11 protein-coding genes are annotated in these 14,937 nt (G+C 62.7%); 4 read left to right on the top strand and 7 right to left on the bottom strand.

Translation table 11 applies throughout. The features are described from left to right. Nucleotides 1-30: 30 nt before the first annotated feature. From EN845_RS27650 to smc, 3 genes are all read left to right on the top strand, one after another. Nucleotides 31-531, top strand: coding sequence for a DUF721 domain-containing protein (locus EN845_RS27650; RefSeq protein WP_127278143.1), 501 nt, complete (start codon nt 31-33; stop codon nt 529-531). 164 nt (nt 532-695) lie between these two features. Further along, nucleotides 696-1,439, top strand: coding sequence for a DsbA family protein (locus tag EN845_RS27645; RefSeq protein WP_127278144.1), 744 nt, complete (start codon nt 696-698; stop codon nt 1,437-1,439). A gap of 123 nt (nt 1,440-1,562) precedes the next feature. Next, on the top strand, nt 1,563-5,021 hold the full coding sequence (gene smc, locus EN845_RS27640) for a chromosome segregation protein SMC (RefSeq protein ID WP_127873128.1): 3,459 nt from the start codon (nt 1,563-1,565) through the stop codon (nt 5,019-5,021). 454 nt (nt 5,022-5,475) lie between these two features. Here smc and EN845_RS27635 read toward each other — a convergent pair whose 3' ends face one another. Further along, complete coding sequence (locus EN845_RS27635; RefSeq protein ID WP_127873129.1) at nt 5,476-7,113, bottom strand: ABC transporter substrate-binding protein; 1,638 nt, start codon at nt 7,111-7,113, stop codon at nt 5,476-5,478. 125 nt (nt 7,114-7,238) lie between these two features. On the opposite strand from EN845_RS27635, the gene EN845_RS27630 reads away from it, so the two are divergent. Further along, complete coding sequence (locus EN845_RS27630; protein ID WP_127873130.1) at nt 7,239-8,138, top strand: LysR family transcriptional regulator; 900 nt, start codon at nt 7,239-7,241, stop codon at nt 8,136-8,138. An 89-nt stretch (nt 8,139-8,227) separates the two neighbouring features. Here the strand turns inward: EN845_RS27630 and EN845_RS27625 are convergent, their stop codons facing one another. The 6 genes from EN845_RS27625 to EN845_RS35565 form a co-directional block, all read right to left on the bottom strand. Continuing rightward, a complete protein-coding gene (locus EN845_RS27625; RefSeq protein WP_135907132.1) occupies nt 8,228-9,178 on the bottom strand; it encodes a phytanoyl-CoA dioxygenase family protein in 951 nt (316 codons plus the stop codon). A gap of 55 nt (nt 9,179-9,233) precedes the next feature. Further along, the gene (locus EN845_RS27620) at nt 9,234-9,989 is read right to left on the bottom strand and encodes a GGDEF domain-containing protein (RefSeq protein ID WP_127873131.1); all 756 of its coding nucleotides are present in this window, start codon (nt 9,987-9,989) and stop codon (nt 9,234-9,236) included. A gap of 145 nt (nt 9,990-10,134) precedes the next feature. Beyond that, nucleotides 10,135-10,794: a thermonuclease family protein gene (locus EN845_RS27615; protein WP_245511818.1), complete on the bottom strand. Its 660-nt coding sequence runs from the start codon at nt 10,792-10,794 to the stop codon at nt 10,135-10,137. Nucleotides 10,795-10,843: 49 nt separating this feature from the next. Then, nucleotides 10,844-12,043 (bottom strand): penicillin-binding protein activator, encoded by a 1,200-nt coding sequence (locus EN845_RS27610; protein WP_127279954.1) that lies wholly within the window; start codon nt 12,041-12,043, stop codon nt 10,844-10,846. A gap of 29 nt (nt 12,044-12,072) precedes the next feature. After that, nucleotides 12,073-12,441 (bottom strand): hypothetical protein, encoded by a 369-nt coding sequence (locus tag EN845_RS27605; protein WP_127873133.1) that lies wholly within the window; start codon nt 12,439-12,441, stop codon nt 12,073-12,075. 72 nt (nt 12,442-12,513) lie between these two features. Then, nucleotides 12,514-14,937: type I secretion C-terminal target domain-containing protein (locus EN845_RS35565; protein ID WP_189587427.1), on the bottom strand; the 2,424-nt coding region annotated here is incomplete at its 5' end.

Below are 14,937 nucleotides of genomic sequence, written 5' to 3'. Positions count from 1 at the left end.
TGTCTGCTGGGTCGTGGCTGGAGAACGCACATGGCAGGGAAAAGGCCCTTCGGCAATCCCGTTCCGGTGAGCGACCTCGCCACCGAGATCCTCGACCCGGTGCTGCGCAAGCGGGCAGGCATCTCGATCGGTCTCGTCCAGTCCTGGGAAGAGATTGCTGGCCCGCGCCTGGCCATTCACTCGCGGCCCGAAAAGATCCAGTGGCCGCGCCGCCTGCACGAGGACGATCCATTCGAGCCGGCCGTGCTGGTCATCGCCTGCGAAGGCATGGCCGCGCTTCACCTGCAGCACGAGACCGGCGAGATCATCAACCGGGTCAACGCCTTCCTGGGCTTTATCGCGATAGGCCGCATCAGGATCGTGCAGAAGCCGGTGACTTCTGGAAAAGCCCGGCCCAAACCTGCTCTCAGGCCACTGAGCGCGGCGGAAAAGGCGAAATTGGCCGATACAGTCGGATTGATCGAGGATGACGGACTGCGCGCCTCACTGGAAAGGCTGGGTGCGACCATTTTGGGCACAAGGAAAGCCTAGTTCTGACTGGAAACAGTCATAGGTTTGTCGTTAATCTCGCGCATTCGTGATCACCCTTGTCAGGTTTCGCGATTGGATTGGGGACAGGGATGCCTTAATTCGCGCCAACTCTCGCTTTTTCGTGTCTTTGCATTGCAAAATTCAACCCTTATCAGGTGATTCGTATGAGCCGCACCCCGTTTGGCCAAAGCTTCTCTCGCAGAAACGTCCTGACTTCGCTGGCCGCCATTCCGGCGGTGGCCCTGCTCGCGGCCTGCAGTGATTCCGGCGAACAAGCCAAGGCGGCGGATGTCAAGCCCGCGGACCCGGCAACGCCCGCGAAGCCGGCCACGCCCGCAGCGGTCCAGGTGCCGGAGGCGCAAGGCACGGTGGATATGGCCGAATTGTTGAAGCCGGGTGCGCTGCCCGACAAGCAGCTCGGCAAGGACGACGCCAAGGTCACCATCGTCGAATACGCTTCGATGACCTGCCCGCACTGTGCGCATTTCGCCGAGACCACCTTCCCGGATTTGAAAACCAAGTACATCGATACCGGCAAGGCCCGCTACATCCTGCGCGAATTCCCGTTCGATCCGAGCGCCGAGGCGGGTTTCATGTTGGCACGCTGCGCCAAGGATAACTATTTCCCGATGGTCGATGTCCTGTTCCGGCAGCAGGCGAACTGGGTCGGCGTGTCCAACACCAAGGATGCGCTGCTGCAAATCTCCAAGCTTGCCGGTTTTACACAGGAGTCCTTCGAGGCCTGCTTGACGGACCAGAAACTTCTGGACGATGTGAGATCGGTCCAGAAGCGTGGCGCCAATGAATTCAAGGTCGACTCGACACCGACCTTCTTCATCAACGGTAAGACCTACAAAGGGGCGATGTCGATTGAGGAAATGTCGGCCATCATCGACCCTCTGCTCTGACATCGGCTCAGCGCTGAAGCGGCAGCGCTCCGGCGCTGCTTGCCTTTCCATCTGTTCGCGCGCCATGCGCCCTATCGCAAAACTTCGGTACACTTTTGCGGAACCGGTGTATGAGGCGCGTGAATGAAGTTTTCGCGCCTCCGCCTTCTTGGTTTCAAGTCCTTCGTGGAACCCGGCGAGTTCGTCATCGAACGCGGCCTGACCGGCATTGTCGGGCCGAACGGGTGCGGCAAGTCGAACCTCGTCGAGGCGCTGCGCTGGGTGATGGGCGAAAGCTCCTACAAGAACATGCGCGCGTCCGGCATGGACGACGTGATCTTTTCCGGCTCGGGCACGCGTCCCGCCCGAAACACCGCCGAAGTCACGCTTTTCCTCGACAACAGCGACCGCTCGGCGCCATCCGCCTTCAATGATGCCGACGAGCTGCAGGTGTCGCGCCGCATCGAGCGCGAGGCGGGCTCCCTCTACCGCATCAACGGCAAGGAAGCACGCGCCAAGGACGTGCAGCTTCTGTTCGCCGATCAGTCGACCGGTGCACGCTCGCCTTCGATGGTCGGGCAAGGCCGTATCGGCGAACTGATCCAGGCCAAGCCGCAGGCCCGTCGCGCCCTGCTCGAAGAGGCGGCCGGCATTTCCGGCTTGCACACCCGCCGCCACGAGGCGGAACTGAGGCTGAAGGCCGCCGAACAGAATCTCGAACGCCTGGACGACGTCGTCGGCGAACTGGAAAGCCAGATCGAAAGCCTGAAGCGCCAGGCGCGCCAGGCTTCGCGCTTCAAGAACCTGTCCGCCGACATCCGCAAGGCCGAAGCAACGCTCTTGCACCTGCGCTGGACGCTGGCCAAGACGCAGGAAGGCGAGGCGCGTTCGGCGCTGTCTACGGCCACGGCGCTCGTTGGCGACCGCGCCGCCACGCAGATGAACGCGGCCAAGGAGCAGGGCATCTCCGCCCATCGCTTGCCTGACCTGCGCGACGCGGAAGCCGCGGCTGCAGCCGCCTTCCAGCGGCTGTCGATCGCCAGGTCGCAGATCGAGGAGGAAGCCGGCCGCATCCGCACCCGTCAGGCCGAACTCGAGCGCCGGTTGCAGCAGCTCGACGGCGACATCGCCCGCGAAGAGCGGATGGTGCGCGACAACGCCGACGTTCTCGAGCGCCTGCGCGCGGAAGAGGCCGCGCTGAACTCCGAAAACGCTGGTGCCGCGGAGCGCGAGGCCACCACCCGCGCGGCATTCGAACAGGCCGCCTCGACGCTTGCGCAAAGCGAAGCCAAGCTCGCCGCGCTGACCGCCGAGCGCGCGGAGGCTGCCGCCTCGCGCCATCAGATCGAACGCACTTTGCGCGAAACCGCCGAGCGGCGCGATCGCTTCGCCCGCCAACTCGCCGATGTCGACCGCGAATTGTCGGACATCCTCGCCAAGGTGGCCGGCCTGCCGGACCCGGCCGAGAAACAGATCCTGGTCGAACAGGCGCTGGCGTTGCTGGAAGAGTCGGAGGCCGCGGCGGAGCAGGCCGAGCAGTCGGTCATCGACGCTCGTGGTGCCGAAAGTGCCGCGCGTCCGCCGCTCCAGGACGCCAGGGCGGAACTGGCGCGGATCGAGACCGAAGCGCGTACGCTGGCCAAGATCCTGAACGCGGCCAGCGGCGATCTCTTCCCTTCCGTGCTGGAGCAGATCAGCGTCGAGCGCGGCTTCGAGACGGCTCTTGGGGCGGCCCTGGGCGAAGATCTCGACGTGCCGCTCGACCGCAACGCGCCGGCGCATTGGGGCGAAAGCGAAATCCAGCCCGGCGACGCCGCGCTTCCGGAAGGGATCAGGAGCCTTGCCAGCATGGTTCGCGCGCCGGCACAGCTTGCCCGCCGGCTGGCGCAGATCGGCATCGTCGAGGCCGCTGACGGCCGCCGGTTGCAGGGGCTTCTGGCTCCCGGCCAGCGCCTGGTCAGTCGTGAGGGCGCGCTGTGGCGCTGGGACGGCCTGACCGCCAGCGCCGATGCACCGACCGCCGCGGCACAAAGGCTGGCGCAGAAGAACCGGCTTGCCGAACTCGATGCCGAAGCGGTGCGGGCGACGCTCGTCCTGCGCCAGGCCGAGGAGGCGCTGGCACAGGCCGAGCAGGCCCTCCGCCAGGCAAGCGAAGCGGAGCGGACCACGCGCCAGGCCGGACGCGAGGCCCAGCATCGGCTGGATGCCGCCCGCAATGCGCTGGCCGAGGCCGAAAAGGCCGGCGGTGAACTGTCGAGCCGCCGTGCCGCGCTGGACGAGGCGCGTGCCCGCATAGTCGACAGCCACGAGGAGACGTCGGCGGCTTTCGTCGAGGCCGAGATGTTGTTGCAGGACGCGCCGGATCTCGGCGACCTGCAATTGCTGCTCGAACAATCATCGGCCAATGTCTCTCGCGACCGCGCCGCACTGGCCGACGCGCGCGCCGTCCATGAAGGCTTGCGGCGCGAAGCCGAGGCACGCACTCGGCGTCTGGATGCCATCGGCGCCGAGCGCGGCAACTGGCTGGCGCGTGCTGAAAACGCCTCGACCCAGATCGCCTCGCTCGGCGAACGCAAGGCGGAGGCCGAGGCCGAGCGCGAACGGCTGGCCGATGCGCCCGACGAGATCGACGCCAAGCGCCGTGCATTGCTGTCGCAACTCACCGAGGCCGAGACTTTGCGCAAGGCGGCCGCCGACCGTCTGCAGGAGGCGGAGAACCGGCAGGCCGAACTGGACAAGGCCGCCACATCAGCCATCCAGTCGCTGGCCGAAGCGCGCGAAACCCGCGCCCGTGCCGAGGAACGGCTGACGGCGGCGGACGAGCGCCGGCTGGAAGTCGAGGCGCGTATCCAGGAAACGCTGAACACGCCGCCGCATCTGGTCATCCGCCACACCGGCCTGGAAGCCGACGATCCGATGCCCGAGATGCCCGAGATCGAACGCCAGTTGGATCGGTTGAAAATCGAGCGCGAACGGCTCGGCGCCGTCAATTTGCGCGCCGAGGAAGAGCAGAAGGAGCTTTCCGAGCGCCTGGACACCATCGTGTCGGAGCGCGAGGACATCATCGAAGCGATCCGCAAGCTCAGGCAAGCAATCCAGAGCCTCAACCGTGAAGGCCGCGAGCGGCTGCTGGCCGCCTTCGATGTGGTCAACAGCCATTTCCAGCGGTTGTTCTCGCACCTGTTCGGTGGCGGCACGGCCGAATTGCAACTGATCGAATCCGAGGACCCGCTGGAGGCGGGACTGGAGATTCTTGCCCGCCCACCCGGCAAGAAGCCGCAGACCATGACGCTGCTGTCGGGCGGCGAGCAGGCGCTGACGGCGATGTCGCTGATCTTTGCCGTGTTCCTGACCAATCCGGCGCCGATCTGCGTGCTCGACGAAGTCGACGCGCCGCTCGACGATCACAATGTCGAGCGCTTCTGCAATCTCATGGACGAGATGGCCAAGACCACCGAGACACGGTTCGTCATCATCACCCACAATCCCATCACCATGGCGCGCATGGACCGGCTGTTTGGCGTGACCATGGCCGAGCAGGGCGTCAGCCAGTTGGTCTCCGTCGACTTGCAAGCCGCGGAGGCGATGCGCGAGGCAAGCTGACGCCGACAGCGCCGCGGCCCGTAGGAACTCAATCAGCCGTCATCCGGACCGCCTTTGTCGTGACGCCCCCGTCGCGTCCTGACCCTCGCGCTGCTGCCGCTGGTGCGCGAGGCGAATTTTCCCGTTTTTAGGGAAGGTTGTTGTCCGTCAAAGCGGGTTTCGCTTCATTTCGGCAAGGATAAGCTCTCGCCATCAATTGGAGCGGCTTGACGATGACAGACCCAGACACCGGGATTCTTCGTATGCCTGACGATCCGGCGGACCTGGCGACGCGGCCACGGATACGCGCGGACATGCCGGGGCAAGGCACGTGCGGGCGCATCTGTGCGACGTGTCCGAAGCGAAACCTGAACTGCGCCTCGTCGGTCCTCGACAGTGTCGCCACGAGGCGAAGCACGCAGTGAAAAAACGGCAGGGCGGCACCGTGGAATGCACCGCCCCGTCGGATGAGCAATCAGGCGGCGAGCCAGGCCTTGGTGAAATCCTGCTCGTAGGCCTGATGCATCTGATAGCCCATCAAGGCGGGTTTCATATGGCAGAACAGCTTTCGCCAGTAAGGCTGAACGATGATGCCGGACTCCTGCAACATCACCTGCAATTCCTTCATCACCGCCCGACGCTGGTCCGGATCGGCGATGGCGTTGGCCTTGTGAACCTTGGCATCGAACGCGGCATCGGCGAAACCCGTCTCGTTCCATGCCGAGCCGCTCTGATAGGCGAGAGCATAGGTCTGGATGCCGAGCGGGCGGGCATTCCAGTTGGTCGTGGCGAAAGGATATTTCGTCCAGTCGTTCCAGAACGCCGATTCCGGGATGACGGTACGCTTCACCTTGAAGCCGGCGTCGCGCATCTGCTGGGCAACCACGTCGGAACTTTCCTTGCGGTAGTCGGCTTCGACCGAGATCAGGTCGAACTCGAAATCGAGCTGGCCGGCTTCCGCGAGCAATGCTTTCGCCCGGGCCGGATCCCGCTTGATCGGCGGCAGTTCGGCATGTTCGGGATGCATCGGGCCGACGTGATCGTTCTGCGCCACGATGCCCATGCCGTTGGCGCCCAGTTGCAGCACCGCCTCGTTGTCGACCGCAAGCTGGATGGCATTGCGCACGCGCTTGTCGTCATAAGGCTTGGCGTTGACGTTGCAGCGCGAGACGATCGTGGCGGCGGTGACGATCTCGCTCTTCTTCAGGCCCAGCCCGTCGAGCATGGCGACGTCATAGGATTGCGTCTGGCCGTTCAGATCGATCTCGCCGGATTCGAAGGCGGAGACGGTGGCGGCCGAGTCGGTGCCGTAGTCGATCCAGTCGATGCCATCCAGGAACACCTCGCCGCCCCACCAGGAGCCTTCAGGCCGCCTGCGCACGGAGGCCGCGACGCCGACATCGAGCTTCTTGAGTTCAAAGGGGCCCGTGGAGATCGGGTTGGCGGACAGGGCTGCCTGTTTCGGATTGAACGTGCGATGCACGATCAGCGCCGGGTAGTCGGTCAGCGCTGGAATTATGGTGATATCGGGTTGCGACAGTTTCAGCACCACGGTGTGGTCGTCACGAACCGTGATGGCGCCGGCGCGGGCGGCCTTGGTTTCGGGATCGATAAGCGACGTCACGCGGCCGGCCATCGAATTGCCGGCGGCCCCCTTCTCGCACCAGCGCGTGACGTTGAAGGCAACGTCCTCGGCGGTGAAATCGTCGCCATTCGACCATTTCACGCCAGGGCGTACCTTGAGCACATATTCCGTGGCATCCGTATTGATTTCCCAGCCCTGCAGCAGCACCGGCTCGAAGGTGAAATCCGGCTTCCAGCGCACCAGCGGCTCGAGAAACTGCATGGCGATGTTGCCCATCTGCGAAACCTTGAAACTGCGCGGATCCTCCATCTCCATCACCTGCATGGCGACGCGCACGATTCCGCCCTTTCTGGGTTGGGCCGCCTCGTCGGCCAGGGCCGGAACCGGCTGGCCGATGAGCCCGTAGGCGACCGCCGTGCTGGCGCCGAAGGCGCTGGCCAGCGCCAGGAATTCGCGGCGGCTGAGCGCGCCGTTTTTGGCACCCCGCGCAAAGGCGTCGATCGCGGGATGAAGAGGCTTGGATGTCATATCGTTTCTCCCATTGTTGATTTTACGTCCAAATCGGGTGGAATGCCCTTGCCGCAACAGCGCTGGGCACGGTCTTTTGTTGGAAACCGCGAGCGGCCGAGCCGATGCGGCGAGGGGGAAACAGGATGAATCTTCTGACGGCCATGCGGGTCTTCGACCGGGTCTGCCTGCTGGGCAGCCTCTCGGCGGCGGCGCGCGATCTCAACATGTCGACGACGGCGGTCAGCCGGACGATCAAGGAGCTGGAAGAGGATCTTGGCGTGCGTCTCATCAACCGCACGACCCGGCGCCTCAGCCTCACAGAGGCCGGGCGCGACTATGCACCGCGGGCCCGCAGCCTGCTGGACGAGATTTCGGAACTGCAGGATTCGACGCGCGGCCTGCACAAGGAGACGCGCGGCCTGATCCGGGTTTCCTGCTCCAATGTCCTTGGCCACACGCGCATCACCAAGCTGGTGCCGAAATTCCTCGAGGAGAACCCGCTGACCACCATCGAATTCGATCTGACCGCGCGCTACGTCGTCGGCATCGTCGAGGAGGGTTATGATGTTGCGATCCGCTTCGGCGGCCAGGCCGATTCCGCTCTGATTGCGCGGCGCCTGGGCGAAGTCCGCAACTATGTCTGCGCCACGCCGGATTATTGGGACAGAAACGGCCGACCGACCCATCCGGACCAACTGGCAAGCCATTCCTGCGTCTTGAGCAATTTCGCCAAGCGGCTCGGCACGTGGCCCTTCATAGGGCCTGACGGGCCGTTTGACGCACCGATCGGCGGGCGCATCTCGACCAACAGCGTCGAGGCCGCCTATCAGATGACGATCGCCGGCTTCGGCATCGGCAACCTGCCGAGCCTCCTGGTCGATGCGGCAATCCGCGATGGACGGCTGGAGGTGCGGCTCGACGAGTTTCGCCCGGATTCCAGCCCAATCTATGCCCTCTACCCACACCGGACCTATATCGCCGCCAAGGTCCGCGCCTTCGTCGATTTCCTGATCCGTGAGCTGTCGGCTGATTTCACCGCCTGATGCGCGCTCGGGGCATCGCCAGTCGACGCCAGCAAAGGCCCGGCGCGAACGCCAGGCCCCCCTTGCCCCCAACGGCAAACTCGGCGGTGTCATTTCCACCAGGCGGTGGTGTCGTACGTCGGTCCCGGCTCCTCGAAGAGCTTTTCGTATTTGCAGAGCGCCGGCGTCTTGCCGAGCTGCACCGAGGCACCATCCTTGAACGCCCACTCGCCGCGTTGCGTCGAGTCGGCCCGCACATAGCTGGAGAGGGCAAACGCGCGGTCGTGCTGCGACAGGTTGGGCGAGGAGCCATGCACCGTAAGCAGCCCCCACATGGCGAGGTCGCCAGGCTCCAGGACCAATGGAACGATCGTCGCCGGGTCGATGCCGACCTTGCGCAATTCTTCCTCGGCGGTCAGCCCCTTCATCAACTCGCCCTTGCCTTCGTCGGACAGGCCGAGATAGCCGAGCTTGTGGCTGCCAGGCACGACCTGAAGGCAGCCATTGTCGAGCGTCGCTCGGTCGACGGCGAGGCCCGTCGTCACTGTCGCATCGGCGACATTGTCGAAGGCGGCCTGGTTGCGGAAGCGCAGATCCTGATGGAAGCGATAACCAGTGACATTGGCCCCGGGTGGCTTCCAATGCAGCTGCTGGGCGATTTGCTTGATGTCACGCCCGATCAAGCCTTCGAGCAGTTTCAGGTAATTGGGATTGCGCCGGAATTGCTCGAAATAGGAATTGATCCAGGAAAACCAGTAGGCCTGCAGCACGTAGCGTTGGCCGAAATCCGACTCGGGCAGGATCTGGAAGTTGAGATTGCCGTCCCGGAAAGTAGCGTGATGCTTGAGCCCTTCGGCGTAGACGGCATCCGTTTCCTTCTTCAGCCGGACCATCTCGTCGCCGTCGACGAATTGTCGAACGACCGCGTATCCCTCCTCGCGGTACTGCTCCACCGCCTCGCGTGCCTGCTTGTCCGTCAGCATGTCCTTGGCTATCCCTGTCTGATGATCTCCAAGGATCGTAGCGAAGGGATCGCGGCGATAAGCCACGGATTTTGGCATCGACTTTCCCGATAATCGCAAAAGTCGCGGCAAACTGAACCGGTCTTGGAGGACGTCAGGCTGAAGCGCGTTGAATACGCGACAGTTCAAAACCGCCTTTGCCCGACAAGCTCTGTTCCGCCGGCCGGAACATATCCTCGAAGTCGAGGTCCTCCTCGAAAACCACGCCTCCGACGGTCACGGCCAGGATCTCCACGGCGCCCCGAGGGGAAAAATAGACCTGCGAGACACTGGCGCGGATACGCTCGCCAACCATCCTGGCTTCGGCCTCGCTCGTTCCGGGAAGGAAGACGCCGAACATCGACGCGCCTATGCGGCCGATGACGTCTTCCGAGCGCACGCAAGACCGGATGGTTGAGGCTATGAGACGCAAGGCTTCGTCGCCCCAGCTCAGGCCGAAGCGCAAGTTGATGGCGTTCAGATGCTCAGGATGAATGACCAGGAAGGCGCCCGATCGCTCGCCTGGAACGGAAGGCCTGATTGCCCGTCTCTCGATCAGCGACGTGAAGACCCTGCCGTTCAGGCAACCGGTCAGCGTATCGAAGGTAGCGGCCCTGTTGAGTTCCCGCCGGTAGCGACGGATCTCTGCCAGTTTCAGGCCTATGAACACAAAAAGCGGCAGGCAGATCACCAAAGGCAAAAGCGTTGCGGTGATCATGCCGCGCCCGAAAGGCGTCAGCGTCTCGCTGAACAACAGCAGATAGTTCAGGCTCAGGGAGACGCAAAGGCTGCCGATGGTTCCAAGGAAAGCCAACCAGCCGACGCTCCTCCATTCGTGATGGGCCGGGACATCAGCTGCTGCGTTGGACATGATCGATCTCCGTTGGATCGCCAAGCATAAGACCGGCAAGTTAGGATTTCGGTTTCAAAGAACAATACAATTTGAGGCGTCGGGATAGATCGCTCAGCTTTCTGGAGGCGATGCCGGCCTTTGCGGCGACTCCGGTTGCTGCCGCCTATGGGGAGCCGAAGATTCCCATCTCCGCCGTCCTGGCTGTTGCTTCGGCCTTGCCATAGATACCGCCCGGCAAGGCCAACGCCCAGCCATTCGACACGAGCCAGGCTCCGACATCCTGTTTGCCCAACCTGCATGTCGCCGCGACAGGGAAGCGGTCGACCACCGGAGGCACGAAACAGTTCAGCGTCCGCCCGCGCATCCAGTTGTTGAAAGCCGCACGCGCCCGCTGTCCACAAGGCCAGGCACTCTCGTGAAACAGGCAGATCCTGTCGGCTTCGACGCTCTGGGTTCCGCTGATGAACAGTTTCCGCCCCATGGAGTCGAAACCAGCCGAGGACGTGGCCACCGGATGATACAGCGGTGTTTCCCGCCAATCCTTGGGCATCGATGGCTTGGGTTGTGACGCCAGGCCGAGGTCGCCAAGGGGCAAGCGAGGTTCCACCCGCTCCACATCAGACCCCTCGACCTGCGGCGGTGCGATGAGATCTTCGGCAATCTTGCGGGCTGAATTGACGATCGATCGAACCGGGTGCCGCGCGACGTCGTCGCTGACGTCCGGGGCCGGGTCGGTGACGGTCCGCTCGACAGGGAACAGGGTCGCTGCCTTGACCAGCAGCAGGATGCCGACGAGAAGCTCGAGGCTTGCGACCGCGATCATCACGCGAAGGCGCCCCGCTTGTCCCCCCGGACCGCCCGCGCCCAATTCGCTAGAAGCTGGACGTCGATTTGGCAACCAGTTTGAGCGCACCTTTTTCAATCCGGTAAAACGGCATCGAGCGTTCGCTGGATCCATCCGCGCGGAACCTGAACAAGCCGGTCGATCCGCGAAATCCGTTCGGGTTCTCGAAAACCTGCCTGTTGAAGCCGGTCGGTCCGGCAGCGCTCGCGATGCCCGCGGTCAGGGCGACCATGTCATAGGCATAAGCGACATTGACGTCGGCCTGGTAGTTGAAGGTTGTCTTGAAACGATCCGAAATGGGGCCTGTTTCGTGTTGGTCGAGGGTCGCGATATAGGCACCTTCGAATAGTGGACTGGCCGGGTACTCCAGCCAGCGGTTCGTGCCAACCACCGAGGTCGATTTTCCGGGAATGCCTTTTGCCTTCAAGGCGATCAGGATTGGCGACGGATTGCTGTCGCCGCTGGCGACGACCACGGCATCGGGGGCGTCCACCAGCGAGCCCATGTCCGTCACCGCCTTTGTCGCGCTGTCGGCGCTCGTATAGGGTATGGTGATCGCAAGTGCGGCTCCGTACACGCTGAGGCTGTTGGCAACCCGCTTTTCGACGATATCGGCACTCGCGCCCGCCGGCACCAGCAGGACGAACTTCTTGCCGCCCTTGGCCGCAATCGCGCCGGCGCCTGCAGCGGCGCTGTCTGCCTCGCTGAGACATACCGCATAGACGCCCGGGCCACCGGCAAAATTGTCCGCAAGAGCCAGAACCACCGGCCGGTTTGCGCCCGACAGTTTCGCGACATGCTGGGCTGCCGGCAGTTCGGTCGGACCGATGACCACTTTCGCTCCCGAAGTTATGGCCTTTACCGCCAGTTGCTGCGAGTAGGTCGCGTCTCCCTTCGTGTCCTCGACGGTAAGCGTCAGCAGCGGGTTGCCGAGATCCGTCATCGCGAGCTTGGCGGCGTCGAGCATCTTTCTGCCGTTTTCGCCTGCGGATCCGGAGGCGGAGAGGGGCAGCAGCATGGCGACTTTTGTGGGGCCGGTGCCGAGAGACTGCGTTGCCATGCTTGCGTTGGCGACAGCAACAGCAGCCGGCTGATTGGGGGCCTGGATGGCAGCGGGGTCGAGCGCGTCTGACACCGCGCCTTTCGATTGGCAGCCGAGCAACGACATTGCCAGCGCGCAAGCGACCACGCACGTTCGCAAGCTGTGGACCTGCCGGTCAGATACCATTTTCTGCCGGCGCGCTCTCGCTGTTGCGGTCAGTTCATGTACTCGACCATACGGTCGTGAAAACACTCGCACTTGTTGAGCGTGTCTTCGTCCTTGTAGTTCGTCTTCAGGTAGCCGTAAGCCATGCCGCAGGCGACCTTGGCTTCCGATGCCCAGACGAAGACCGGCCGCGACGAGTTGATCCATTCCGGGCTCTTGGCGACGGCGATCGACTCATCCATCAGCTTCACGACCTGTTTCGTGAGGTCGACCGTGTTTTCGGTCAGCACGAGATTGGAGGTTCCAACGGTGCGGCAATAGTCGGCCGTCGGACCTTCGATGATGTCGGCGGCAAAGCCGGTGGATCCAGCCAAGAGCAGCGCCGCGGCCGTGCCCAGCAATCTTGAACGAATTTTCATGTAAGCCCCTCTCCAAATTGCCATTTCATGTTCCGCTAATGCATAGCATGGGAGCACAAGCGCGCAGAAGTGTTAAATCGTGACATGCTGCTGCGTATGTGTTGCGTCGTCATAGAGGATGTTGATCGTACCGGCTGCGGGTGCGTTCTGCAGTACGGCCACATCCACGAAGTTCGCCGCGTTGCCCGAGCCGCTGGTATCGACGCTTACTGTGCTGGTCGCGCTGTTGTAATGCACATAGTCGGCGATGTTGCCAGCCGGCGCCTTGTCGAAAAGCGCCGTCAGGTCGATCTTGTCCCCTTCGTCGCCATGGTAGTCGACGATCAGATCCTTGATGTTGAGATTATCGATCTTGAACGTGTCGGCTCCCGAAGTGCCGTCCATGGCCACCGACGGCTGCGTCGAGGCAACCAGCGATGTATCGAGTTCCACCTCGACATAGTTGCCGCTCGTGCCGTCGGCCATCTGGAAAGTGCCGTTGCCGGTCACGGTCTGCCCGTCGATTTCGCCGACAGCCGCGTTCGCTGCCGTGCTGATGGAGACAATACCGTTGTCGGCGAGGTGCGACAATTCCCCGGTGTCGCTGATGCCGTTGGCATTGGCGTCCTGCCAGATCAGCAGGCTGCTGAACGCCGCGTCGTTGTGGTCGATGACGCCGTCATGGTTGCTGTCGAGCGACGCCAGCGCGGCCGCGCCGCTGTCGAAATGGCCGCCGTTGAAGTTCGGCGTGAACAGCTCCGTGCCATCGTCGATCTTGCCGTCATGGTTGAGGTCGACGGCCAGCATGCCATCATGGGATGTGTTCCAGGCGAGCTGTTCCTTGGTGCCATCGCCGTTCATGTCGAACTGGACACCGTGGCTGACGTCGGAGAAGGCGAACCCATTGTGGTTCAGGTCGAGAATGATGGGGTCGACCGAGCCTCCGATGAGGTTGTTCAGGTTCGATATGGTGACGCCCTGGAGATCGACCAGTGCTCCCACGCCGGCATTCGTGGTTGTCTGGGTATAGACGTAGGTGTGGTTTACCCCTGAGATCGTTGCCGTGAAGGCGAGCGTCGCCCCGGCGTCGCCGATGTCTGTGGCGTTAAGATACTGGACAACCGCCGCCAGGCTTGCGGCGGACGTGACCGCCAATGGCGCGGTAAAGGTGTCGGTTCCAAAGAAACTGGCGATGCCGTTCGTGACCGAATGGGACTGAACCGTGTCACCGCCGATCGTCAACGTGGAGTCCCCGCCATTGACGTTGCCCGCGGTGGCGGCCACCAGACTGCCGGGCAGTGTCAACTTGTCGGTGCCGGCGACGAAGTCGGTGATGATGTCATATCCGGTGATCGTGCCTGCATTGCCTGATCCGCCGATGACGGGTGTCGATTCACCCGACCCGATCACGAAGGTGTCGGCGCCGGCTCCTCCTGTCATTGTGTCGGTATGCGTGCTTGCGGCGATCACATCGTTGCCGGCCGTACCGGTAAGCGTGAAATTGCCGCCAGTCCCAGCTGTTTCAACGTTGATGCTGAGGGTGGAGCTTGACGAGAGGTCGCCGTCACCATCACGGGCGACGATGTGGAAATCTAGAGTTTGATCGGGAGGCAGAATGGTATGCGAAACGCTGACATCCGTCCCGATACGCAAACTTCCTGTTCCTACAGTGTCTATATTTTCGATCTTGAGGACGCTGAATTGAATCGTCGGATCGATGGTTAGAGGACCTGTTGAGGATACAGTGATGTCGTGGGTCTCTGTATCCCCGTTTACTGGATTTGTTGCGGTCCATCGTATTGTTACAGGGCCCTGCTGAATCTGCTGGATGTTTATGGTAACGGATTCAAGAAGGTCTGGATTGGAGCTCGCGGCATCGTTGCCAGCGACTCCGGGCTTGTGGAACTCCATCTCGAACCATTCGCCGTAGTCGGTCCATTGATTGCTGACGCCGAAACCCTGGTTGCTGGCGTTGACTCCGTTGCCGTTGCTTTGAAATTCGACCCGACCCAATTCATTGACCGGAGTATTTGGATCATCGGCCAGTTCGCGGAAACCGGGGCCTCCAGCACCAAGTTGAGCGAACGAAATCTGTTCTGTGGTCGCCGCGCCGGGTGTGATCAGCTCAAAGGTATAGGTCGCATCGGCCTTGACGGTCAGCGCGAAGATATCCGTGCCGTTTGAGTCCTCGGCGAGAAGCCGTGTCGTTCCATTACCAAGATCGGTTTCGGTGTAATGGATTCCATCGATGACCGGCCCGGTGATGTCGAACGCATTGTTAGTGGAGTGGCCATCGGCCCCGAAGCTGACGTTGAACGTACCATTTACGGTGCCGATTTCGTTGGGGATCGTGGCGGAAGTGAAGGAGCCTAGCGTCGGCACGTCGTCAGTAACATTGACCTGAACCGTCGCGCTCGCCTGGTCTCCGTCCGAATCGGTAGCGACCACATTGATGCCGGTCAGGTTGATGACATTCTGTCCACCCGCGTCGGGATGCGGGAAATTGTCGAGCAGCGT

The organism is Mesorhizobium sp. M8A.F.Ca.ET.202.01.1.1, assembly GCF_004791595.1.
Classification (GTDB): domain Bacteria; phylum Pseudomonadota; class Alphaproteobacteria; order Rhizobiales; family Rhizobiaceae; genus Mesorhizobium.
The sequence above is the reverse complement of the archived record's forward strand: the minus strand, read 5'-3'. Positions and strand labels throughout refer to the sequence as shown.